Source organism: Snodgrassella sp. ESL0323 (assembly GCF_013346865.1).
GTDB lineage: Bacteria > Pseudomonadota > Gammaproteobacteria > Burkholderiales > Neisseriaceae > Snodgrassella > Snodgrassella alvi.
In genome coordinates this window covers 122571-146856 of record NZ_JAAEDT010000019.1, presented here as the reverse complement: position 1 = coordinate 146856, position 24286 = coordinate 122571, and the positions used below count along the sequence as shown (strand labels likewise).

21 protein-coding genes are annotated in these 24286 nt (G+C 39.5%); 8 read left to right on the top strand and 13 right to left on the bottom strand.

The window, feature by feature from the left end:
* Positions 1-170: 170 nt before the first annotated feature.
* The 4 genes from rpsU to gmk form a co-directional block, all read right to left on the bottom strand.
* Entirely contained in the window at positions 171-383 is a 213-nt protein-coding gene (rpsU, locus tag GY065_RS08030; RefSeq protein ID WP_025331051.1) for a 30S ribosomal protein S21, read from the bottom strand.
* Between the two features lie 274 nt (positions 384-657).
* Positions 658-3186, bottom strand: a complete 2529-nt coding sequence (locus GY065_RS08025; protein WP_025331050.1) for a bifunctional (p)ppGpp synthetase/guanosine-3',5'-bis(diphosphate) 3'-pyrophosphohydrolase — start codon at positions 3184-3186, stop codon at positions 658-660.
* A gap of 15 nt (positions 3187-3201) precedes the next feature.
* On the bottom strand, positions 3202-3405 hold the full coding sequence (rpoZ, locus tag GY065_RS08020) for a DNA-directed RNA polymerase subunit omega (RefSeq protein ID WP_025331049.1): 204 nt from the start codon (positions 3403-3405) through the stop codon (positions 3202-3204).
* 50 nt (positions 3406-3455) lie between these two features.
* On the bottom strand, positions 3456-4067 hold the full coding sequence (gene gmk, locus GY065_RS08015) for a guanylate kinase (protein WP_025331048.1): 612 nt from the start codon (positions 4065-4067) through the stop codon (positions 3456-3458).
* A gap of 157 nt (positions 4068-4224) precedes the next feature.
* Between gmk and GY065_RS08010 the strand changes: the two genes are divergently transcribed.
* The 3 genes from GY065_RS08010 (at position 4225) to GY065_RS08000 (ending at position 7142) form a co-directional block, all read left to right on the top strand.
* Complete coding sequence (locus GY065_RS08010) at positions 4225-5850, top strand: CTP synthase (RefSeq protein ID WP_084547392.1); 1626 nt, start codon at positions 4225-4227, stop codon at positions 5848-5850.
* Positions 5851-5996: 146 nt separating this feature from the next.
* Positions 5997-6494 (top strand): DUF3465 domain-containing protein, encoded by a 498-nt coding sequence (locus GY065_RS08005; protein ID WP_198189962.1) that lies wholly within the window; start codon positions 5997-5999, stop codon positions 6492-6494.
* 72 nt (positions 6495-6566) lie between these two features.
* Entirely contained in the window at positions 6567-7142 is a 576-nt protein-coding gene (locus GY065_RS08000) for an HdeD family acid-resistance protein (protein WP_174833728.1), read from the top strand.
* Between the two features lie 98 nt (positions 7143-7240).
* Here GY065_RS08000 and GY065_RS07995 read toward each other — a convergent pair whose 3' ends face one another.
* The 9 genes from GY065_RS07995 to pilM form a co-directional block, all read right to left on the bottom strand.
* A complete protein-coding gene (locus GY065_RS07995; protein WP_174833727.1) occupies positions 7241-8434 on the bottom strand; it encodes an amino acid aminotransferase in 1194 nt (397 codons plus the stop codon).
* A 108-nt stretch (positions 8435-8542) separates the two neighbouring features.
* Positions 8543-9250 (bottom strand): tRNA (guanosine(46)-N7)-methyltransferase TrmB, encoded by a 708-nt coding sequence (gene trmB, locus GY065_RS07990; RefSeq protein WP_174833726.1) that lies wholly within the window; start codon positions 9248-9250, stop codon positions 8543-8545.
* 61 nt (positions 9251-9311) lie between these two features.
* Positions 9312-10394 (bottom strand): 3-dehydroquinate synthase, encoded by a 1083-nt coding sequence (aroB, locus tag GY065_RS07985; RefSeq protein ID WP_174833725.1) that lies wholly within the window; start codon positions 10392-10394, stop codon positions 9312-9314.
* A gap of 6 nt (positions 10395-10400) precedes the next feature.
* On the bottom strand, positions 10401-10979 hold the full coding sequence (locus tag GY065_RS07980) for a shikimate kinase (protein WP_232346079.1): 579 nt from the start codon (positions 10977-10979) through the stop codon (positions 10401-10403).
* A 251-nt stretch (positions 10980-11230) separates the two neighbouring features.
* Positions 11231-13423, bottom strand: coding sequence for a type IV pilus secretin family protein (gene pilQ, locus GY065_RS07975; RefSeq protein ID WP_174833724.1), 2193 nt, complete (start codon positions 13421-13423; stop codon positions 11231-11233).
* A 36-nt stretch (positions 13424-13459) separates the two neighbouring features.
* Positions 13460-13999 carry a pilus assembly protein PilP gene (locus GY065_RS07970; protein ID WP_174833723.1) on the bottom strand — a complete coding sequence of 180 codons (540 nt, stop codon included), beginning with the start codon at positions 13997-13999 and terminating at the stop codon, positions 13460-13462.
* A 53-nt stretch (positions 14000-14052) separates the two neighbouring features.
* Entirely contained in the window at positions 14053-14712 is a 660-nt protein-coding gene (locus GY065_RS07965) for a type 4a pilus biogenesis protein PilO (protein WP_174833722.1), read from the bottom strand.
* A gap of 14 nt (positions 14713-14726) precedes the next feature.
* The gene (locus tag GY065_RS07960; protein ID WP_174833721.1) at positions 14727-15392 is read right to left on the bottom strand and encodes a PilN domain-containing protein; all 666 of its coding nucleotides are present in this window, start codon (positions 15390-15392) and stop codon (positions 14727-14729) included.
* A 1-nt stretch (position 15393) separates the two neighbouring features.
* Positions 15394-16440: a type IV pilus assembly protein PilM gene (gene pilM, locus GY065_RS07955; protein WP_174833720.1), complete on the bottom strand. Its 1047-nt coding sequence runs from the start codon at positions 16438-16440 to the stop codon at positions 15394-15396.
* A 181-nt stretch (positions 16441-16621) separates the two neighbouring features.
* Between pilM and GY065_RS07950 the strand changes: the two genes are divergently transcribed.
* The 5 genes from GY065_RS07950 (at position 16622) to GY065_RS07930 (ending at position 24282) form a co-directional block, all read left to right on the top strand.
* Positions 16622-18976: a penicillin-binding protein 1A gene (locus GY065_RS07950; RefSeq protein ID WP_174833719.1), complete on the top strand. Its 2355-nt coding sequence runs from the start codon at positions 16622-16624 to the stop codon at positions 18974-18976.
* A gap of 335 nt (positions 18977-19311) precedes the next feature.
* A complete protein-coding gene (gene ppk2 / locus GY065_RS07945; RefSeq protein ID WP_174833718.1) occupies positions 19312-20247 on the top strand; it encodes a polyphosphate kinase 2 in 936 nt (311 codons plus the stop codon).
* 160 nt (positions 20248-20407) lie between these two features.
* Positions 20408-21667: a glutamate-5-semialdehyde dehydrogenase gene (locus GY065_RS07940; RefSeq protein ID WP_371731950.1), complete on the top strand. Its 1260-nt coding sequence runs from the start codon at positions 20408-20410 to the stop codon at positions 21665-21667.
* 222 nt (positions 21668-21889) lie between these two features.
* The gene (htpX, locus tag GY065_RS07935; protein WP_174833717.1) at positions 21890-22744 is read left to right on the top strand and encodes a protease HtpX; all 855 of its coding nucleotides are present in this window, start codon (positions 21890-21892) and stop codon (positions 22742-22744) included.
* A 350-nt stretch (positions 22745-23094) separates the two neighbouring features.
* Positions 23095-24282: an acetylornithine/succinyldiaminopimelate transaminase gene (locus GY065_RS07930; RefSeq protein ID WP_174833716.1), complete on the top strand. Its 1188-nt coding sequence runs from the start codon at positions 23095-23097 to the stop codon at positions 24280-24282.
* Positions 24283-24286: the final 4 nt, after the last annotated feature.

The window sequence follows — 24286 nt, the reverse complement described above, 5'->3', positions numbered from 1 at the left end:
ATTGCTCGCAATAAATAAAAATTAAATTAGTTTAGTATGATACTGCTAAAATTGCGGTGCTTCAGATAGTTATTTCTGTAAAATGCAAATACCGCAAGCAATAGCCTGCGGTATTGTTTTCAATTGTATTTATTTCCGGTTACCAGAAAATGATAAACCGGAGCTACCAATTAATAGAATTTTGGTGGCAATTGCTGGCTGCGCAAGCGTTTCTGTAAACGTTTTACGGCTGCTGCTTTTTTACGCTTACGTTCAGTAGTTGGTTTTTCGTAAGCTTCACGAGCACGCAGTTCGGTCATCAGACCGGTTTTTTCAACAGAGCGTTTAAAGCGACGCATCGCAACTTCAAAGGGTTCATTTTCTTTTACACGTACAGAAGGCATGTTTTTTCCTGAATAAATGAGTTCTGATGCTGATTACTATTAATCAGCTAAATATTTAAATATTGCCACTTAGGGCTAGGGCGGTGTTTACGGTACCGCATAACCGTTTACAACATCACCTCCTAAGGTGTAAATAATGGCTATATCTGTAATAAACAAAGTAATAACAGACATAGGTTTATTTTAAAAATAAGGCAGAATTATGTCTGATTAAATATCGTTCGTCAAGATGATATTTAACGGATATATATGAATATTTATCAGGAAAGATTGTTCAGACGCGGTTTACGCGGCGAATCTGAGGTACAGAGTGCAAATCCCGGGTAATCTGGTTCAGCTGGTCTAGATCTTTTACCTGTAAAACAAAGCGAAATTCGATAAATCCCTCAATGCCTTCAAGTTTTTTCGATGTTGTTTCAACCGACTTGATATCTCCGCCATTGGAGGAAATAGCCTGAGCAATAGTGGCGAGTAAGCCATGACTGTCGATTGCATTCAGACACAGTGTTGTTTGATAGTTGCTTGCCTGCATAATATCCCAGTTAGCATCAAGCTGAAGCTCAGGATCTGTTTTCAGAATGGTATTGCAAGTGTCACGATGAATAATGATTCCCTGATCTTTGATTAATAAGGCTTTAATAGTATCGCCGGGAATAGGGTGGCAGCATTTGGCCAGATGAATATGGGTAGATTCATTGCCGGTAAGATTAATGGGTGCCAGTTTAATGGTATTGTTAAAGTGTTCTCCGGCCAGCTCTGCGATGTGCATGGCTATGGAAACCGGTTGCAACAATCCCATACCAACTTCGCACAGGATATTTTCAAAGGAAGTATTTTTCTGTTGTAAATCGGCCAGATATTTATCTTTCAGACTGTCTGAAAGTAAAACGTTTTCCGGTAACAGGCTGGAGAGTGCTTTTTGTAATAATTTCTCACCCAGACGGATGGCATCTGAACGATTCATTTTTTTAATCTGGCTGCGAATGGCGCTGCGTGCATGGCTGGAAACAGCAAAATCAAGCCATGCCGGGGTAGGATGACCATTGCTGGAGGTAATGATTTCTACTGTATCACCAGTGTGCAGCCGGGTGCGTAATGGCATAAGATTGTGATTAATACGTGCTGAAACAGTGCGATTACCAATACCAGTGTGGACTGCATAAGCAAAATCCACCGGTGTGGCACCTTCCGGTAAGGTAATGATTTTGCCTTTAGGGGTGAAAACGTATACCTCGTTTGGAAACAGATCAGTTTTTACATGTTCAAAGAATTCAATGGCATTGGCACTATGCGCCTGAATATCAAGTATGCTTTGCAGCCATTGATTTGTACGCATCTGAGCCTGATCAAAGCTATTCTGCTCACCATCTTTGTGCATCCAGTAACTGGCTATACCGCGTTCGGCAATGGTATCCATTTCATGTGTACGAATCTGTACTTCAATTGGTAGACCATACGGGCCTACCAGTATGGTATGCAGACTCTGGTAACCATTATTTTTAGGGATGGCGATATAGTCTTTGATTCTTCCCGGCTTAGGCTTGTAAAGATTATGCAGTACGCCTAAAGCGGTATAGCAGGCTGGTATATTATTAACGATAACTCTGAATGCATATATATCCATTACGTCGGCAAAATGGAGATTTTTCCGGCGCATTTTTTCATATATGCTATAAAGATTTTTTTCTCGACCTCTTACCTGTGCCTCGATATTGGCACTAACCAGACGCTGGCTGAATGCGCGCAGTACTTTTCCAACCACGTCACGCCGGTTACGCCGAGATGACTGAATAGCTTTGGCGAGTACTTCATAGCGATGCGGATACAAATGCTTGAATGCCAGGTCCTGTAATTCGCGGTACACATGGTTTAATCCGATGCGATTGGCCAGTTGCGCATAGATTTCCATGGTTTCCTGAGCAATACGTCTTCGGCTGGCTGGTTTTTTTGCTGACAGTGTGCGCATATTGTGCAGCCGGTCTGACAGCTTGACAATGATCACCCGTACGTCCTGAGTCATTGCCATAATAAGCTTGCGGAAACTTTCAGCCTGTGCTTCCTGCTGGCTGTTATATTCCAGTTTTTCCAGTTTAGATAGACCGTCAACCATATTGGCTATGGTTTCTCCGAATACGGCTATAATTTCTTCTTTGGTGGTACCGGTATCTTCTAGTACGTCGTGTAATACACCTGCACATAAAGCCTGAATGTCTACATGCCATTCAGCCAGTTGTGTCGCCACCGCTATAGGGTGGGTAATATAGGGCAGGCCACTATTGCGAAACTGTCCCTGATGTGCAGTTGCACCGAATTCGCAGGCTTTGCCAAGTAATCGCAGATCATCTTTTCCGAGGTAGGATGCGGTGTGCAATAATTTATTCTGTGCCTCGGTAATAATGGCATGATAGCTGTTTTCTATTTGCTGTTCACAGCATTTGAGTTGTGAAGCAATATCGGTATATGCTGAGGTATTAATTTCGTTTAAAATTTTCATCCCCACCTGTCCTAATGCATGACTTGGCAGATGAGAATCTGAAGTACCTAAATCTTCAAAAGCAATTTTGATTAAAACGGCAGCAAGAGCTTGTACTCTGTGCAGATTTTGTGCAAGAGATGTAGTAATGGCAAAACTGCGTTCCAGTAATGCAGTTTTGCCAGTTTTGTCTGCAAGAGAATATATATAGGCGCATGCCTGTTCCAGCAATTCCCAGCGTTCCTGTTTATTCAGATATTCTGTATGCGCGAAAAGATTATCCCGCCATTGATTTACTGGTGGTTTATAAGGCACGCTGGGGGGGTACATGGCTGTTTGCCTGTATTATTTTTGCTGGTTAAGTAATTCTGTTCCGATTTGTCCGCCGGCAATTTCGCGCAAGGCAATGACAGTCGGTTTATCATGATCTTCTTCGACCAGTGCAGTAGCGCCGTTGGCAAGCTGACGGGCGCGTAAAGCAGCTATCATGGTCAGGTCAAAATGATTCGGAATACGTCCGATACAATCTTCTACAGTGATACGAGCCATAATCTGAGTTCCATTCCTGATATCAGGATAAGTAATAAAAGGTAAATAAATTATTTTTCGGATAAAATTTGTATAATTGTCTGGCTTTGTGCTTTGGCACGCAAGCCAACTGAGCGAATAATCGCCAGCAGGTCATTTTCTGCTTGTGTAATCTCTTCATTAACAATCACATAATCGAATAACAGGCTTTGCTCTATTTCTTCACGTGATTTTTCCAGCCGGTAGGCTATTACATCTTCACTATCTGTGCCTCTGTTTCGCAGACGTTCGTTCAGTTCAGCCATTGACGGAGGCAGAATAAAAATGCTGGTGGCTTCCGGTAATAAACGGCGGATCTGTTCAGCACCCTGCACATCTATTTCCAGAATAACGTTATAGCCCTGTTTTGATAATGACTCAACAGCTTTTAAACTGGTGCCGTAATAATTACCATAGACATTTGCATGTTCTATGAAGGCATTGGCAGCAATCATTTGCTCAAATTCATCACGGCTGACAAAATGGTAATGAATGCCATTTTGTTCTCCATCTCGCGGCATTCTGGTGGTGTGGGAGATAGAAATACGGATATCAGGCTGACAGGCACTCAGACGTGAAACCAGAGTGGTTTTGCCTGTTCCGGAAGCGGCGGAAACAATGAAAATATGTCCAGATTGCAACATAATAAAAATTTAGCGGTTACGGTGATTAATTATGCCACAACCGTGATTATTGCGCCAATCTAGAGATAATATTCTTACTCTTTATGTGACCGGGCAGTATCTTTCATTTCATGCTGTTTTCGGCTAAAATGCTCAATTCAATTTCCTGCTGATTGTCATGACCAAGTTTATTTTTGTAACTGGCGGTGTGGTCTCTTCACTGGGTAAAGGCATTGCCGCTGCGTCTACTGCTGCTATTTTAGAATCCCGTGGTTTAAAAGTAACCATGCTTAAACTGGATCCGTATATTAATGTTGATCCGGGTACAATGAGTCCTTTTCAGCATGGGGAAGTATTTGTTACTGATGATGGTGCTGAAACAGATCTGGATCTCGGGCATTACGAGCGCTTTATTGATGCTACGATGCAAAAGCGCAATAATTTTACATCCGGCCAGGTGTATGAAAGTGTAATTCATAAAGAACGCCGTGGTGATTATCTGGGGGGTACGGTTCAGGTTATTCCCCACATTACTGATGAAATCAAACGCAAAATTCATGAAGGTGCTGCCGGTTTCGATGTGGCGATTGTCGAAATCGGAGGTACGGTAGGTGATATCGAGTCTTTGCCTTTTCTGGAAGCCATCAGACAAATGCGCAGCCAGCAGGGACGAACTAATACTCTTTTTGTTCATCTTTCCTATGTACCGTATATTGCGGCTGCAGGTGAGATAAAAACCAAACCGACCCAGCATTCCGTTAAAGAATTACGTGAAATCGGCATTCAGCCGGATGTACTTATCTGCCGTATGGACCGGCCGATGCCGGAAGAAGAAAAACGTAAGATCGCTTTATTCTGTAATGTTGAAGAGCGTGCGGTTATAAGCTGTTATGATGTTAATAGCATTTATGAAGTACCGGCAATGCTTCATGATCAGGGTATTGACAATATTATCTGTGAGCAGCTGCAACTTAATGTTCAGCAGGCCGATCTGACTGCATGGAATAAAATTGTTTATTTAGTACAACATCCGAAACACAAAGTAAAAATTGCCATGGTCGGCAAATATGTCGATTTAACTGAGTCATATAAATCTTTGTCGGAAGCTTTAAAGCATGCCGGTATTCAGACCGAAACTGAAGTGGATATTCATTATATAGATAGTGAAGCTCTGGAAACAGAAGGAACGGCCTGCTTAGAAGATATGGATGCCATACTGGTTCCCGGTGGTTTCGGTACGCGTGGTGTTGAAGGAAAAATCGCTGCTGTTCGTTATGCGCGTGAAAAGCAAATTCCTTATTTGGGTATCTGTCTGGGCATGCAAATCGCGCTGATTGAATATGCACGTGATGTGGCTAATCTGGATGGAGCCAATTCAACTGAATTTGATCTGAAAACCCAGCATCCTGTTGTTGCTTTGATTAGTGAGTGGCAGGATAGAGACGGACAGATTGAAAAACGCGATGTTAATACTAATCTTGGCGGTACGATGCGTTTAGGCGCACAAGAAGTTAAACTGGCTGACGGCTCATTGGCGAGAAACATTTATGGTAATGAGTTGATTCGCGAGCGTCATCGTCATCGTTATGAAGTTAATAATTATTATGTGCCACAGTTAGAACAGGCTGGTTTGGTTATTGGTGGTGTATCTACCGGGCATGAGCATTTGGTTGAAACAATTGAATTACCGAATCACCCTTGGTTTTTCGCTTGTCAGTTTCATCCTGAGTTTACTTCAACACCAAAAAATGGCCATCCCTTGTTTACAGCCTTTATTAAAGCAGCATTAGCTTATAAAAAATAAATTATTATAGTTTTTATTAGAATCAGGCTATCCGGGTTCCCGGTTAGCCTGATTTTTTATTTATATCAACATTAATTTTGCTATCACTGATTACATTTTGTATGATGAATTAAATTGTTACTAATTGCACAACAAAATTTTTACTTATGAAGAAAGTTATTTTGCTGGTTATTGTGGCACTGGGCTTATGGTTGTGGTTGCAAAGCACAACAGACGAGCGGCCAAAAAGTCAGGCACAGGAACAGGTAATTAATTCTTTTAAATCTATGCGACATAGTTTTACTGCTGCACCTGTTGCAAGTAATCCAAAGGAAAGTGTGTCGATTGAGCAAGCTCAAAAAGAAAATCTTGATAAAGTACAGGTATATGGAGAAGGTAAAGTTATTAAAACATTACCTGATGATAATAAAGGCAGTCGTCATCAGCGTTTTATACTGCGTACAGGCACAGATAGTACGGTTTTAATAGTGCATAATATTGATATAGCGCCGAGGCTGAATGATTTGCAGCGTGAAGACACAGTTGGCTTTTCAGGTGAGTATATCAGTAACAACCGTGGCGGATTAGTCCATTGGACACACCATGATCCAAAGCATCGTCATCATGATGGCTGGCTGTTATATAAAAATAAGCGTTATCAATAGCAATCGTTTATTGATATCTTATCCATTAATATTTTATCATTTAGAAATGGACATTTAATTAAAGGAAATATTGTGAATAATTTTACATTTCGCAGTCCGTTAGCTAATTTACTTTCAAAAAATTGGTGGATAGTACTTTTACGTGGGATTGCTGCATTGATTTTTGGATTGCTAACGTGGTTCTATCCATTCATCACTATAATGGTCATGGTTATATTCTTCGGTGTTTATGCTTTAATAGATGGTGTAATGGGCGTAATCATTTCTATTAATGGTCGAAAAAGTCATCAGGATTGGTGGTTAATGCTGATTTGGGGTATTGTAAGTATTCTGGCCGGTATCCTGACATTTTTTGTTCCGGGAATTACCTGGCTGGTTTTAATTACATTTATTGCTGCTTGGGCTTTGATATCCGGTATATTCCAGGTTATAACTGCAATACGTTTACGCAAGACTATTCAAGGTGAATGGTGGATGATTATTGCCGGTATTTTATCGGTTTTGGTAGGTATTATTCTGTTAATTGATCCAGTGCAGGGCGGTATAGCATTAACTTGGGTAATTGGTGTTTATGCAGCATTATTCGGTGTCATGAATATTGCATTGGCTTTCCGGTTGCGCCGGTTTTCTATCCATTCAACCAATTAAGAAATTTACTTTGTAATTGAATTTATTGTGTTGGTAATACAAATAATGAAACTGGCTGATTAGTTAATAATCAGCCAGTTTCATTGTTCAGATACTAATTACTTTAATACAGCAACCATTGCATTGGCTACGTATTCTATATTACTGCTATTTAATCCAGCCATACACATACGACCATTTTCAACCATATACACACCAAATTCGCTTTTCAGACGTTCAACCTGCTGCGGATTCAGACCAGTGAAGCTGAACATACCACGTTGTTTTACAAAATAGCTGAAATCGCGCTCTGGGAATTTTGCCTGTAAGACTTCATGCAAACGGCTGCGCATAGCGCGAATACGATCGCGCATCATATAGACTTCTTGTTCCCATTGCTTGAATAACTGATTATTGTTCATTACACGGTCAACGACATGACCGCCGTGAGCAGGAGGGCTTGAATATAAACGGCGTACAGTAAATTTAAGCTGACTTTGTACAAGACGGGCTTCTTCAGCTGTCGGGCAGACAATACTCAGACCACCCACTCGCTCGCCGTACATTGAAAGATTTTTAGAGAAAGAGTTGCTGATATAAACACATAAACCTAAATCAACAGCTTTACGAATAGCATAGGTATCGGTTTTTATATCGTCACCAAAGCCTTGATATGCTATATCCATAAAAGGAATAAGTTGTTTTTGTTTGATAATCTCAAGTAGCTCATCCCATTGCTGTTGGCTTGGGTCTACACCGGTAGGATTATGGCAGCACGGATGTAACAAAATAATATTGCCTGCATCCAGTTGCTGAAGGAATTGTTTTAATTCTGTAAATTTAATGCCAATTGTTTCAGGATCATAGTAGGGGTATTTTAGTACCTCTATACCTGCACCCTCAAAAATACTGATGTGGTTACCCCAGGTAGGATTGCTGACATAAACTTTTGCCTGAGGAAACCAACGGTGAATAAATTCAGCACCGACGCGCAGGGCACCAGAACCACCAAGGCTGGCAATGGTAGCAACTCGTGCACTTTTAATAGCTTCATGTTCACTGCCAAGTAATAATTTCTGACAGGCCTGGCGATAACCGGGCAGTCCGTCCATAGGCAGGTAATCATGTGGTAAATTTTCTTTAACCAGTTGCGATTCTACGGTGCTAACGCATTCCAGTACTGGGACATGGCCGGTATCATCACAATAAACGCCAACACCCAAATTTACTTTCTGATTACGTGAATCTTGTTTGTATTGATCCATCAGACCCAGAATGGGATCGCCCGGATAGTATTCGACATTCTGAAACATCTCAGTTCCTTAGAAGACAGCAATATTATTTAACAGAAAAAAGAATTGCCGCAATGCAATCAAGTTGATTGTACCTTAAATGTCTTTACTTTTTATTAATTCTTGATGTTATTTTTTTACAAAAATCAAATCCCACACACCGTGTCCCAGACGTTTTCCGCGTGCTTCAAATTTAGTTTCCGGCCGGTAGGCCGGAGTGGCAGCAAAATTATCAGCAGTATTTTGTAATTCAGGGAAGTTGGATAACACTTCAAGCATCTGATCGGCATATTCCTGCCAGTCGGTAGCCAAATGGATATAGCCGTTTTGCTTCAGTTTGGGAAGTAATTGGGCAATAAAAGGTATCTGAATCAGACGTCGTTTATTATGGCGTTTTTTATGCCATGGATCAGGAAAGAAAATATGAATCCCATGCAAACTATTATCATGGAGCATGTAATTGACGACTTCCACCGCATCGTGGCGCATCACCCGTATATTCTGAATATTTTGTTCCTGAATCAGCTTTAGCAGATTACCTACGCCCGGGCCGTGTACATCAATAGCCAGAAAATCACACTCAGGCAGGTTTTGGGCAATTGCAGCTGTTGCTACTCCCATCCCAAAGCCAATTTCCAGAATTTTTGGTGAAGGACGATTGAAGATGATATCTAAATCAATTTGATTTTGGTTAAAATCAATACCAAACAGTGGCCATTGAGTATCAATGGCACGCTGCTGGGCAGCTGTCATATGGCCTTGACGAAGAACAAAACTGCGGATGCTGCGCTTATGATCGTGATTATTTTCCGCCTGGAGATCGGATTGATTAGTCATACTTTATCTTGTGTTTAATGTAAAAGTCGATAATAGAATTAGGCGCAGATTCTAACATGCTTCACAAAATATAGGGTTTCAGAGTTGTGGCTAGTGTTTCGGTTACAATATCATCAGCTATCATTGCCTGCCCAAGTTGTTTGAGTGCAACAAAACGTAATTTTCCATCAATTACTTTTTTATCATGGCTCATATGTCCAAGCCATGCCTTAAGTGACATCGCCGGAGGGAGAACGGGTAGCTTGGCCTGATTTAATAATGCAATAACACGCTCCGTATCTTTTTTGTTCAAATAACCCAGTTGCTCAGATAAACGGCAGGCAAGTACTGTACCGGCAGCCACAGCTTCTCCATGCAGCCAATTACCATAACCCATTTCTGCTTCGATGGCATGGCCGAATGTATGTCCCAGATTTAAATAAGCACGGATACCGGCTTCTTTTTCATCGGCACCCACAATTTCAGCTTTCATCTGACAGCAACGATAAACGGCTTCAGCTAGTATTGATGGATTCTGTGCCATTAATGCGGTGATGTTATTTTCCAGCCATTGAAGAAATTCGATATCACCTAATACGGCATACTTGATTACTTCTGCTAAACCGGCAGAAAACTCACGTGTTGGTAATGTTTGCAAACTGTTTAAGTCAATAAATACGGCTTGGGGCTGATAAAACGCTCCAATCATATTTTTTCCTAAAGGATGATTGATTGCTGTTTTACCGCCAACAGATGAATCTACCTGACTGAGCAGTGTTGTAGGAATCTGGATAAAAGGTGCGCCGCGCTGATAGGTCGCAGCGGTAAAACCAACCATATCCCCAATTACACCTCCTCCTAAAGCCAATAAAGTGGTTTGGCGTTCTGCACGGTTTTGCATCAAACCATCATAAATTAAATTGAGAGTTTCCCAATTTTTATACCGTTCTCCGTCTGGCAGAATAATACTGAAATAATCATAACCTGCCTGATTCATGATTTGCTGCCACTGAGGTAGATACAATTCAGCAACGGTTACATTGGTAACAATGGCAATCTTATGATTTAAATAAGGAGCAAGAATATTTTGTGCGGATTTCAGCAGATCACTGCCAATAAATATCGGGTACTGGTGTGAAGCAGTTGCAACAGAAAGGGTATACATGATGGGTTATAAAAGAGAGAGTTGTTGAGAGGGGTATCGTAATAATCGAATTAATCGATTAATCGTCTTGGAGCTATAAGGACTGTCTACATCTATTATGGTATGGGCTGTTGCACGATAGATAGGATCACGTACGGTATATAGTTCTTGCAATTTTGCCAGAGGATCAGAAACTTGAAGTAGTGGTCGGTTTTTGTCGTGCTGAATTCTACTTAACAGTATTTCTGGTTGTGCATGTAGATAAACAACGTGGCCATTTTGTTGCAGTTTAAGTCGGTTTTCGATTTGTAAAATAGTACCGCCACCAGTGGCAATAACAATATTTTTTTGCTGCACTAGCTCGCTGATAATGGCCGCTTCCCGAAACCGAAAACCGGCTTCTCCTTCAACTTCAAAAATAGTGGGAATAGATACGCCAGTACGTTCACATATTACTTGATCGCTATCATAAAAATCGCGATGTAATTTTGTTGCCAGTTGTTTACCAAGAGTAGTTTTACCTGCTCCCATCAAACCGATCAGAATCAGATTGCCAGCTATATTATCCATGTCTGTTATTGTAACTGAGAGCTTCAGATTATGCATTATTAACCTGCCAATAGATAGTTGACGAAGTTTATTTAATTATATGTCTCAATGATTTTTATTGTTGAAAAATTAAAGGAGAATAATCTAAACTATGAAATAAATTAAAGATAAAAATTAATTTCGATATTTTTCTTGAATACACTAATTTAAAAAATTAATATTTATGAAAATTATATAGATTTTCTTCTAGTAAAAAAGCCAGTCTGGTTTACAGACTGGCTAATTATTTTCAAATTAATGCTCTTACATTAATACTGTAAAGGGGTACTGCTGGACTCAACAATTCGTGGCGTTATGAAAACCAGTAATTCATTACGTTGCTGAGTATTCTTTCTCTTTTTAAACAGATTACCAATGCCCGGAATGTCACCTAATAAAGGTACTTTATCAGTAGTGTTTTCAATATTCTCATTATAAATACCACCAATAATTAATGTACCGCCATTTTCAATCATGGTCTGGGTATCAACATTTCTTTTTTGCATACAAATATCACCGGTATTAAGTATTCCAGGAGCTACGCTTGTACACGCAATTGGTCGATCATTTTGTACGTTTAATGTCATAATGATATTACCATCAGGTGTAATTTGTGGTGTAACTTTTAAGCCTAGCACTGCATCTTTAAAGCTGGTTGATGTTGCTCCGCTTGAACTGGCTTCCTGATAGGGAACTTCATATCCGGATTCAATTTTGGCTTCCCGACGATCCTGAGTTAACACTCGTGGTGAGGAAATAATTTTAGTTTTACCTTGTGTTTGTGATGCTGAAAGCTCAAGCATTAATGCTCCGGAAGCAAAATTATGTACCCATGAAACTATTGATGTAGCATTTGCTACTCCAAGATTTACATTAGGTGAGTCAAACTTTGCTGAATTTTCGATTACACCTGTTTGTTTGTCATTCTTCCATTGTGAATCAGTAAGATGACCACCAATTGTATTATGACCTGTAATTCTATTATATCCGAATCTTGTTCCTAACTCACGGGCAAAGCTATCTGTAGTTTCGACTATTCGCGCTTCAATTAATACTTGTTGAGAAGGAACATCAACTTGTGCTACCAATTTTTCAAATTTTTTAATTACACTGGCAATATCAGTAATAATTAAAGTATTAGTAACCGGATCGAATAATGCGCTGCCGCGAGAGCTTAAAATGCTATTCTCTGGATTAGTACTTTTTCCGTTCTCATCAATATTTAGAATTTTACTGAAATCTTTTACAGCACGATATTTCAGTTGAAAGGTTTGAGATAGTAACGGACCTAAATCATCTATTTTTTTCTGCTGCTCAAGAGTTGAGGCATCTCGTGCCATTAATTCTTCACGAGGAGCAACATTAATGACATTACCACTACGACGCATATCCAGATTACGGGCTACCAAAACTAGGTCTAAAGCCTGATCCCAGGGAACATCTTTTACTGACAGAGTCATTTTACCCTGGACAGAATCGCTGGCAACAATATTCATGCCAGATTCTTTTGCCAGAATTTGCAAAATTGTACGGACTTCAATATCTTGAAAATCCAGAGAAACACGTTTGCCCTTAAATGCTTTGTTAGTATTTTTCAATCCTTCAGTATCTATCTCAGTTTTACGTATTACTTTTAAAATCAGATTACCACCGCTTTTTGACTGATTAAGATCCCACTGTCCCTGCATCTGGATATTAATTTCAGTATCATTACCAACCCTGCGTAACCTAATTATACGTACAGGTGTATTGAAATCTGTTACATCAAGATTACGTTGCTGTTCAGCTAATAATGGTACATTTTTATAAGTTAAGGTTAGATTGGCCAGATTACGTTTAATTTCAGGCTGACCTTTATTAGCAAGCCCTTTAATTACTACGATACCATCGCCATTTTTACCCTTTTGAAAATCAACATTCACTGTAGCAGCAGTACTGTATGTTTTGTCATTTGAGTTGGCTACTGACTGACTATCAATAACTTCTTCAGTAATATTATTAGTTACAGGATAGGGCGGATTGTATACAGGAGTGGGATCAACAGATGGTGTCTTTTTAGTTTTTACTTTACTTCTTGGGGAAGCAGGTTCTTGTACATATATCCATACTTCATTGCCTTTAATGGTGGCATTATACTGACCTGCTTTTGCCAGCGATAACATCACACGAGTACGATCGGCTGTCTGACCTGCTTCAATCTGCTGAAGGACAGAATCATCAAATTTTAATAAATTCTGAGACAGGGCTAATCCTGTATTTGCAAAATCCAGAGCAATCCGTGCCGGATTTTCTGTGGTAAATCCTCGTGGTAGTGCAGGATCCTGATCAAACTGGATTTTGATCAGACGTTGTTGATTCTGCAGTGTACCGACATTAATGGCAGTAATATTGCCCGCCAGTATGCTCTGACTCAGTAAACCCAGACCCAGAGTGGATAAAATAGATATGGTTTTAATTTTCATATTGGTACCTTCTTAATTTTAAAATGGGTTACTTTTTCAGTTCTGGCTAGATGTATTTGTAGAAGCGTTGTCTGCTGCCTGTAAAGGTAAGCTGGCACGTCTGTTAATCCATTTACCGGATGAAGAATCTTCGACTAGCTCCGCAATAACAATTTCATCAGGGGTGATAGATGTAATGCGTCCATAATTTTCACCCAGATAATTTCCAAGATTAACAGTGTATACATGATCATTCACAGATATAAACGCAGAAGGAGCTTTACCTGCTGCCTGTATCAAACCAACATAATGTAATTCATTCAATGGAAAATTTTCCAGAATTTGTTTAGGACGATTCAAATCCGGAGCGTTATCGCCTTGTAGTCCGGCTCTTAAACGTGCTGGTTCAAAAATATTCATTTGTGGTGGCGCAGGTGGTGTATAAGTCGGCTGAATATTAACCTGAGCTTCTTGAGTCTGTATAGGAGTCGATTTGGCCTGCTGTCTGGTATTGCGCATCCATTCCTGTAAATCTTCATTTTCTGCCGAACATGCAGCTAGTGTAAGCATACAAAGGCAAAGTAGATATTTATTCATAATTAATCCGTTGCTTATTTATCTTAAAGTATCGCGATTACAGAGATGTTAAGCTATTTCTTATCCTTGCTATTATCGTTCTGTGCTTTGATTTCTGCATTGCTTAAAGCTTTATATGTATTGGCAACTGCATTTAAAGTAAGTGTGTTATCTTTTTCATTACGTTTTAATACAATTGAATTTAAGGTCACAATTCGTGATAATTTTCCTACGTCCCTTACAAACTGGCTAATTTGGTTGTAATTGCCTGACAGTGTAATCTGATAAGGTAAAGTTTGAATAACTTGCTGTGCCTCTTTAGAATCACCGGTTTTATCGGAGCTTATTTCTGTAGCCGCAGCAGGTGAAACGCTATCCATATTTAATCCGTTTCTGGTTGCACATTCATGCAATTCCTGAATCAGATTAGGGATTTCAGCTTGTGTAGGCAACTGTTTTAATAGTAAATTAAATGAACCATTTATATTATTGAGCTCAGCTTGCAGCTGATCTAAATGGGCTGCCTTTTTACTTTTATCAGCATAAGTCTGTTTTAGCTCTTCTTCTTGCTGTTGCAACTCAGTAACTCGCTGATTTACACCACTGTATACCAAGAAATAAGCCAATACCAGTATAACAATAACAATCCCGCCTGCAATACCTAATTGTACAGGTTTGCTTTGTTGTGGTAAGGAGTTTAAATCTATTGCTTTTAAATTAATATTTTTTGCCATATTCAGTTTCTCCTTCAATTTGATGCCGCTGATGCTTCAGAGTCACTCTGACTATTTTGTGTTTCTGTTGCTTGATTTTGCTCAGCATTTATTGAGTTTGCACTATTGTGCTGATCAAACTCACTCTTGTCACCTTGATCGGAGAGACTATTCAAGCTTATACGGATGCTAAACTCTTGTGCATTATTAACACGTTTAATATTCATTAATTCGGGAGTACTGAATAACTTACCCGGAAGCGCACTCATAAATGCTGCTGTTTTAGCATCACTGAATGCTCTGCCATTAATTATATAGGTATTGGCGTTTTGGGCCTCAATACTGGTGATATACAAACCCATAGGAGCAACAGTGTTTAGTGTGTCCAGTATTCTTGCCGCTTCAAAACGCTTATTGGACAGCTCTTCAACTTTTTCCTGCCGGGCCAGAAAGTTTTTGCGCTCGGCTTCAAGCTGACCAATTTTCTTAATGTCTTTGTCCAGTAAACTGATACCGTCTGTTAATACTTGATTACGTCTTTCCTGACTGCTTAACCGGCCTTCAAATGTCAGATAGCCAAGAGTGGCCAGACCTAAACCAATTATTACTGCACCGATAAGTAAAGTTTGAAACTCTTTCTTTTGTTTGGCCTGCAATACTTCACGATAAGGCAGCAGGTTAATTTTTAGTAATGGTAACATCTTATAATCCTCTTACGGCCAGACCAAAGGCAACAGTTAATAAGCTACTATCCTGCAGTAATTTAGCTTTTTCAATACGATCACCAGGCTGAGCTAACAGGATAGGATTAATTTGTTGTGCCGGTATACGGGTTTGCTGGTTAATACTGTCAGTAAAGCCATTGGCATTATTATTGCTATAGCCAAAAATCAGGATTTCCTCAATTTCATTTTCCTGGCTGGCTGATGTGAAGTAAAACTGTAAAACCCTTTGAATTTCCTGAATAAATTGTTGCTGGAAAGGGTGGGCTACTAATTCAAGGTAATTTTCAGGTTTGGACGGATTATAAAGCATGTCCCATGCTTCTTCTTCAGTTAACTGATAGTTGCGTCTTAAAGACTGCATTAAATGATCATAACCAAGGTTAATTTCTTGTTTATAAAGTAATTTACCGTGGCGCATTATAATTGCTTGTGTTTCGCTGTAATCAATATTGAAGACAGCAACACATTTATTAGCCAGTTCCGGTTGTCTGATATTGATCCAGGTGATGGCACTATTCATTATTGCCAGTAAATCTACATCCATCTGTGTAGGTACAATTCCAGCTTCAGTATAAACATCCATCAAAGTATTGACATCGTCCCGTTTGCTATTGACTAACAACAGATTTTCATCACCGAGATCATCTGTATCAACACTCTGATAGTCATAACTCACATCATCAAGTGAGTCATATTGACCTAATTCAGCCATTATCTGTTCTTCTTCGGTATACTCTGTATCCGGACTTCTGTCGAGAAATTGAACTGAGGCCTGTTTTTGCGAAATAGCTACCGTAATGTTACGACAATTGCTTTGCAATTTTTGTTTTGCTTGTTGCAAATAAGCTACAAATTCTTCATGGTCTTCGATGTTGCCATTACCAATAATATTTTTTGGCAGAGGGACAACAACGTATTTTTCGAGACGAAATTGATTTAAACTGCGTGCATTTAATAGCACCATGTTAATGCTTTTATCAGTAATACTGATACCAAGACACTGTCTCGAGGATGTTGTGGCCACCTTCTTATTCTTTGAATTTATATTAAAATTATTCAGTTTCATGAAAGGGCTTTCTGTCTGTTTATCAAACGGGTCATGTCGGATGTTAAAAGTAGTTGTTATGTATTGCTAACAAAATTTAGAACAAAGTTTACTTTATTTTGGATATATTTCGCAGCCTTTAAATGAAAATTAGTTGATTATGATTAGAAAATTCTTACTTTCTGCTGTAGGTTTGTTTGCCGGACTGGCACTATTTGCTGTCGGTTTGCTGGCAGTGGCGATTATGGTTACCTATCCGAAACTGCCTTCGTTGGAAGCGGTAACACATTATCAACCCAAATTGCCGCTGACAATTTATTCGGCAGATAATAAGCTGCTGGGGCAGTTTGGAGAGGAAAAGCGTGCTTTTACACGAATCAATGACTTTCCTCAGGTGTTGAAAGATGCGGTGGTCGCTGCTGAAGACAAACGTTTTTATGACCATGGCGGAGTCGATTTTATTGGTGTTGCCCGAGCTCTGATTACAAATCTGACCGGTGGTGTGCAATCCGGAGCCAGTACGATTACTCAGCAGGTAGCACGTAATTTTTATCTGACTAATGAGCGTACCTATACGCGTAAATTCAATGAAGCGCTTCTTGCATATAAAATCGAACAGAAATTGAGTAAAGATCAGATTCTTGAGCTTTATTTTAATCAGATTTACCTGGGACAGCGGGCTTACGGGTTTGCAGCTGCTTCTCTTGTTTATTTTAATAAGCCGGTACAAAAACTAGACTTGGCTGAAGCAACGATTTTGGCAGGTTTACCTAAGGCTCCTTCAACCTTTAATCCTGTTGTAAATCCGCAACGGGCTAAAATGCGTCAGCGTTATATTCTCAATAATATGGTGGAAATGGGCAAAATTACGCCTGCTCAGGCTGATGCCGCTTTTGCAGAACCATTAAATTATGTTCATTATCAGCAGCCTATCGATCAGAATGCACTCTATGTTGCAGAAATGGTTCGTCAGCAAATGTATGAAAAATATGGTGATGCAGCCTATACTCAGGGATTTCGCGTTTATACAACAGTTAATTCGCAAGATCAGGCTGTAGCAACAGAAGCTTTGCGTAAAACGCTGAATAATTTTGATAGAGGCGCAGCTTACCGGGGGGCAGAAGGTTTTTTTGACCTGAGTAAAATCCCGGAAGATATGCGTGATGAGCAAATAGAACAGTACTTGGCAAATCGTTCTGCTGTAGACGGTATGTTACCGGCTGTGGTGACTGAACTTAGTACAAATTCAATTGTGGTGTACATTGGCGGTGTAGGAGAGAGCAGGATCGGTGGTAGTAGTTACAACTGGATTAAACGAACCATTAATAATCCAAAATTAGAAGATGCTGCTATCCGAGTAGGTTCTGTTGTGCATGTACGGGGTGATGGTAAAGAGTATCGTGTTGTACAGCAGCCTGAGCTACAAGGAGCGATTGTTGCTCTGGATGCACAAACAGGAGCAGTAAAAGCTTTGGTTGGTGGTTATGATTTTTATCGCCGCAGTTTTAATCGTGCTACTCAGGCCAAGCGTCAGCCCGGTTCATCTTTTAAACCATTTATTTATTCAGCAGCTATTGCTAAAGGCTTTACGCCGGCATCATTGGTAAATGATGCTCCGATTGTTTTACCAGGAATGGGTTCTGGCGGTCGCGCCTGGACACCTAAGAATTCAGACGGACGTTATGCCGGGTTTATTACATTGCGTCAGGCTTTAACTGCGTCCAAAAATATGGTTTCAATTCGCATACTGATGGCAATGGGCGTTGACTACGCCAGACAGTATGTTCAGCATTTTGGTTTTCGTCTGGAGCAGATTCCGAACAGCTTATCCATGGCTCTTGGCAGTGGTGAGGTAACGCCAATGCAGATGGCTGAAGGATATGCTATTTTTGCTAATGGCGGTTTTAAAGTTTCCAATTATGTCATTGACCGGATTTATGATAGTCGCGGTAATCTGCGTGCGCGGATGCAGCCGTTAGTCGCTAAGGTCAATGCACCGCAGGCTATTGATCCACGAAACGCATTTATTCTGTATCATATGATGATGGATGTGGTGAACCATGGTACAGCTTACAGTGCACATGCGTTAGGACGCAGTGATATTGCAGGCAAAACAGGTACAACAAATGATAATAAAGATGCATGGTTCGTAGGTTTTAATCCGAACATCGTCAGTGCAGTTTATATCGGTTATGACCGGCCTCGCAGTATGGGGCGTTCTGCTTTCGGTGGTACTATTGCTGTACCGGTATGGCTGGAATATATGCGACATGCATTAAAAGGAAAACCTGTCGTTAATACACCTGCTCCCGCAGGTATTATTCAGAAATCCGGTGAATACTTTCTGAAAGAACATCAGACAACTAATCCTGATTTGCCATTAGATAATCGTGCAGATGGTCCGGTAACAGCTAAAACAAGCAGTAATAATAATGGCGGAGGTGCAGATGATGGAGGTGAAATACCAGTTGTACCTCAATCTGGCGATAATGGTCAGCTAGATTCATTATTTTAAATTTCAATATTAATACAATTATATTCCCCAATAAAAATGGGCAATCCGGATGATTGTCCATTTTTATTGGGTTTTAAATATAGATGTATTAAATCATTAATATTTAATTAATTAATAATGCCGGAAAATTTTAAGGTTTAAAATCAGAATACTGAAAAAGTAATCAAGTAAAAAAAACAAATTGATTAAAATATCAATAAAATCAATCGTCTATTTTAGTAATTCATATTATTTAGTATATCAATATAACATTGAGTTACAATGATTATACAAATTATCACAATTTTATAAGTAATTTTAAAATAGCTTCTGGGTTGAAAAGAAAGGAATTATATATGAGCGAGCAACAATTACAGAAAGAGCAGTCAAGTGAAATTGATACAAAGGATAAAGAAGCCACGCTGACAGTTTTTGAGAAAAGTGTATTGGACTCCCAGGGAAAAAGGCATACAGATGAAGATTCATCTACAGCTCCTTTGCCATCAAACTATCCTTATCGCACCCGGATGCGGCGTGCGGCTTATGAACGTGAAAAAGCAAAATTGCAAATAGAATTACTGAAAGTGCAAAACTGGGTTAAGGAATCAGGTCAGAAAATTGTATCTTTATTTGAAGGAAGAGATGCTGCAGGTAAAGGGGGAACGATTAAACGTTTTATGGAACATCTTAATCCTCGTGGTGCACGAGTTGTAGCACTTGAAAAACCTACGGAAACTGAAAAAGGGCAATGGTATTTTCAGCGTTATATTGAGCGTTTGCCTACTAGTGGTGAAATGGTTTTTTTTGATCGTTCCTGGTATAACCGTGCCGGAGTGGAGCGTGTAATGGGATTTTGTCAGCCTCATGAGTATTTGCAGTTTATGCGCCAGACACCAGAATTGGAGCGTATGCTGGTAAATAGTGGCATATATTTGTTTAAATTCTGGTTTTCTGTATCCAGAGAAGAGCAGCTCCGTCGTTTTATTTCACGGCGCGATGACCCGTTAAAGCATTGGAAGCTTTCTCCGGTTGATATTCAGTCCTTGGATCGCTGGGATGATTATACTGAAGCTAAAAATGATATGTTTTTCCATACTCATACCGGCGATGCTCCATGGACAGTGATTAAGTCTGACGATAAAAAACGTGCGCGCTTGAATTGTATTCGTCATTTTCTTACTGAGCTGGATTATCCCGGTAAGGATATCAATGCAATAGGTGCTGTAGATGATTTAATTGTCCTAAAGCCACAAACTCAGTTTAAAGATTCAACCGATACGCATATTGATTAAATCTATAGCTGGATAACTATTTTAGATGTGATGAAATTAACATATCATATGGATTCTAATGGGTATGCAAGGGTTGTTTTACTTGGGTAAATGTGTCTTATGTGATTTTATATAAGAATACGAATGATTTTTTGTATTATTTTTAGGAAAGTAAACTCACGTGGAATTAACCAAGTATATTACTGATATCGCTAAAGCAGCCAAGGATGCATGCTTTTCTCTTAATACAGCATCTACTGTACAGAAAAATCAGGTATTGTCCTTTATTGCAAAGGGCTTGTCTGTTGAGCGAGATGCAATTCTTGCTGCCAATGAAACGGATATGAGTTTGGCACGGCAGCAGGGAGTGGATTCTGCTTTACTGGATCGGCTGCAACTTACACAAAGCAGAATTGCAGCAATGATTGATGGTGTACATCAGGTTGCCGCATTGGAGGATCCCGTTGGTGAAATGGATGAATTCCGTGTACTGCCTAATGGCATTAGGCTCGGTAAAATGCGCGTGCCGTTAGGTGTAATAGGTATGATTTATGAATCCCGTCCGAATGTCACTCTGGATGCGGCGATATTATGTTTGAAAGCAGGTAATAGTTGTGTATTACGGGGTGGTAGTGAAGCAATCAATACCAATAAAGCAATTGCTTCGGTTATTTCGTCATCATTAAAACAGGCTAGTTTACCGGAAACGGCCGTTAATCTGCTGACTAATACTGATCGTGCCGGTGTAGATATACTGGTGAGTTTATCTGAATATATTGATGTAATTATTCCGCGGGGCGGTAAAGGTCTGGTGCGGCGGGTAAATGAAAAAACGCGGATACCGGTTATCAAGCATCTGGATGGTATATGTCATGTATATATTGATGCATCAGCTGAGGCAGAAATGGCGATTAATATCGCTATCAATGCTAAAACTTCACGTTACGGAACGTGCAATACTATGGAAACTTTGCTGATTCATGCTAGTCGTGCAACAGAATTATTACCTTTACTTCAAGAAAAATATGCAGAAAAAGGTGTTGAATTACGTGGATGTGAACGTACTCAGAAAATTTTGAATGATAATATTATTCCCGCCTCAGAAGTCGATTGGTCAACAGAGTATCTGGCTCCTATTCTTTCAATTAAAGTGGTGAATGATATCAACGAAGCTATCAGTCATATTAATTACTACGGTAGCCATCATACTGATAGTATTGTCACAAATGACTTATCTAATGCACAATTATTCTTACGTACGGTAGACTCATCTAGTGTAATGGTTAATGCATCAACTCGTTTTGCAGATGGATATGAATATGGTTTGGGGGCTGAAATTGGAATATCGACTGATAAAATGCATGTTCGAGGCCCGGTTGGTTTATATGGATTAACCAGCCAGAAATGGATTGCTTTGGGACAAGGACAAGTACGTCTTTAAATTTTAGGTCATAATATTATTTAAGCATATATTGGTTAATTGTCATATGATTATTTGTTATGCTTTTAATGCTAGATTTCAATAAATTTTTTAAATAATTGATTTACGAAATTTATGAATAAAATATCAGTTTTTTATTAGATAAAAATTAAATATAACTATTATATATGTCACTGATATTATTGTACTAATGAAATTTTACAGAAATTAAAAGGGTATAATGTGAAACGCATTGTATTGTTTATTGCTACTAATCTGGCAGTCATTATTGTTATCAATATTGTTCTGAATATTTTCTGTACACTCTTGGGTATTAATATTCATAGTGATAGCTATGGTATTCTGTTGTTACTCGCTGCTGTTGTTGGTTTTACCGGTTCTTTTGTTTCTTTGCTAATGTCTAAAACACTGGCACTCAATTCTGTTAATGGTCAAGTCATTGGTCAGCCTCAAACAGCAGAAGAAGCCTGGCTGTTAAATACTGTTGCCAGTCTGGCCAGTCAGTGGAATATTGCCATGCCGGAAGTGGCTATTTATATTTCACCCGAGCCTAATGCTTTTGCTACCGGAGCTACACGCAATAGTTCACTGGTAGCAGTAAGTACCGGTTTGCTGCATGGTATGACACAGGATGAAGTAGAAGCGGTACTGGCTCATGAAATAGCTCATATTGGCAATGGTGATATGGTAACGATGACCTTGTTACAAGGAGTGGTTAATACTTTTGTTTTTTTCTGGGCTCATCGAATTGCTGAGATTGTAGCCAGAAAAGATAATGGTGAGGTATCTCATGGTACTTATTATCTGGTAAGCATGATTTTACAGACAGTATTTGGTTTTCTGGCAAGTTTGATAGTTATGTGGTTTAGCCGTCAGCGTGAATACCGTGCAGATGAAGGAGCGGCTCATCTGGTAGGTGCGCCTAAAATGATAGCGGCCCTGCAAAGATTAAAAGGTGAAACTAGCCATTTACCTGCAGGTATGCTGGCTTTCGGAATTGCCAGTGAAACTGCTGATGCGATTTTCAGTACTCATCCAACACTGGATAACAGGATTAATCGCTTACGTCAGATGTGATATTAATATGATAGAAGTAGATTTTATCTATTTAAATCCGGCAAATCTGAATTTTAATCAAAACTGTTTTTTTTTAAAACTCCAGATTTATTCATGGATTGTACTCGTATCTGTTTCATTGAAAAGAATTTCAAATTTGATTATTTAGCGGCAAAACATACTGGTATATTTTGATTAAATAGCATACATATTTGAATTTATTATTATCTAAGTGGTAATCTTGTATTATTTATACAAAATTTAGTTGTTTTGTGGCTATATTTTAATTGATCAGACTTTAATTCATGATTGCTGTAACAATATATAATTTTACAAGCCAAATTATGTTTTTATAATAAATAGAGAGAAAAATGCACAACTACTTAACCCCGAATTTTACTTTTGCACCTATCCTGCCGGATCATGCACAGGGCAGTCGGGTATGGGATGATAATGGTCAGGAATATATAGATTTAGCCGGCGGTATTGCTGTTAATGCACTGGGGCATTGCCATCCTGCCTTAATTCAGGCACTGACTGCACAGGCACACAAGCTTTGGCATATTTCTAATATTTATACAACACAGCCGGCACAGGATTTGGCAAAAAGACTCGTAGAAAATACCTTTGCTGAGCAAGTATTTTTCTGTAATTCCGGAGCAGAAGCCAATGAGGCTGCTTTCAAGCTGGCTCGCAAGTATGCACGAGATCATTTTGCTGGAACTGAAAAACATGAAATTATAGCTTGTGTAAACGGATTTCATGGACGTACTTTGTTTACGGTATCAGTAGGCGGGCAACCTAAATACAGTAATGATTTTGCACCTTTACCTACCGGAATTAAACATATTCCGTTTAATGATTCCTCAGCCATTGTGGCAGCTGTTAACGATAAAACCTGTGCAGTTGTCATTGAACCTATTCAGGGGGAAAGCGGAGTATTACCGGCAACTGAAGAATTTTTGCAGGCAGCCAGAGAGGCTTGTGACCGGCATCAGGCTTTACTGATTTTTGATGAAGTACAAACAGGTATGGGGCGAACAGGAAAACTGTTTGCCCATCAATATTATGATGTTCAGCCAGATATAGTTTCTAGCGCCAAAGCTTTGGGTTGTGGTATTCCTATTGGTGCAATGCTGACCACAGCTCAGATAGGAAACAGCTTTACACCGGGCAGCCATGGCAGTACTTTTGGTGGTAATCCGTTGGCCTGTGCCGTCGGTTGTGCTGCATTTGATATTATTAATACACCGGAAACAATGCAGAATGTGCTTCAGCAAGGGAAAAAATTACAGGCAGGTTTGCAGGAACTTGCTGAATCAACTGGCGTATTTTCTCAGGTAAGGGGTCAGGGATTACTACTTGGCTGTGTTATGTCTGAGGCATATTCCGGAAAGGCTGCTCAGTTAATGCAATTGGCTTTACAACATGGTTTGCTGGTTTTGGTTGCCGGTAATAATGTCTTGCGTCTGGCTCCGAGTTTGTTATTGAGTGATACTGATTTACAGGCAGGATTACAACGACTGAAAGCAGCGATTACGGCTTTTATACATATCTGATGAT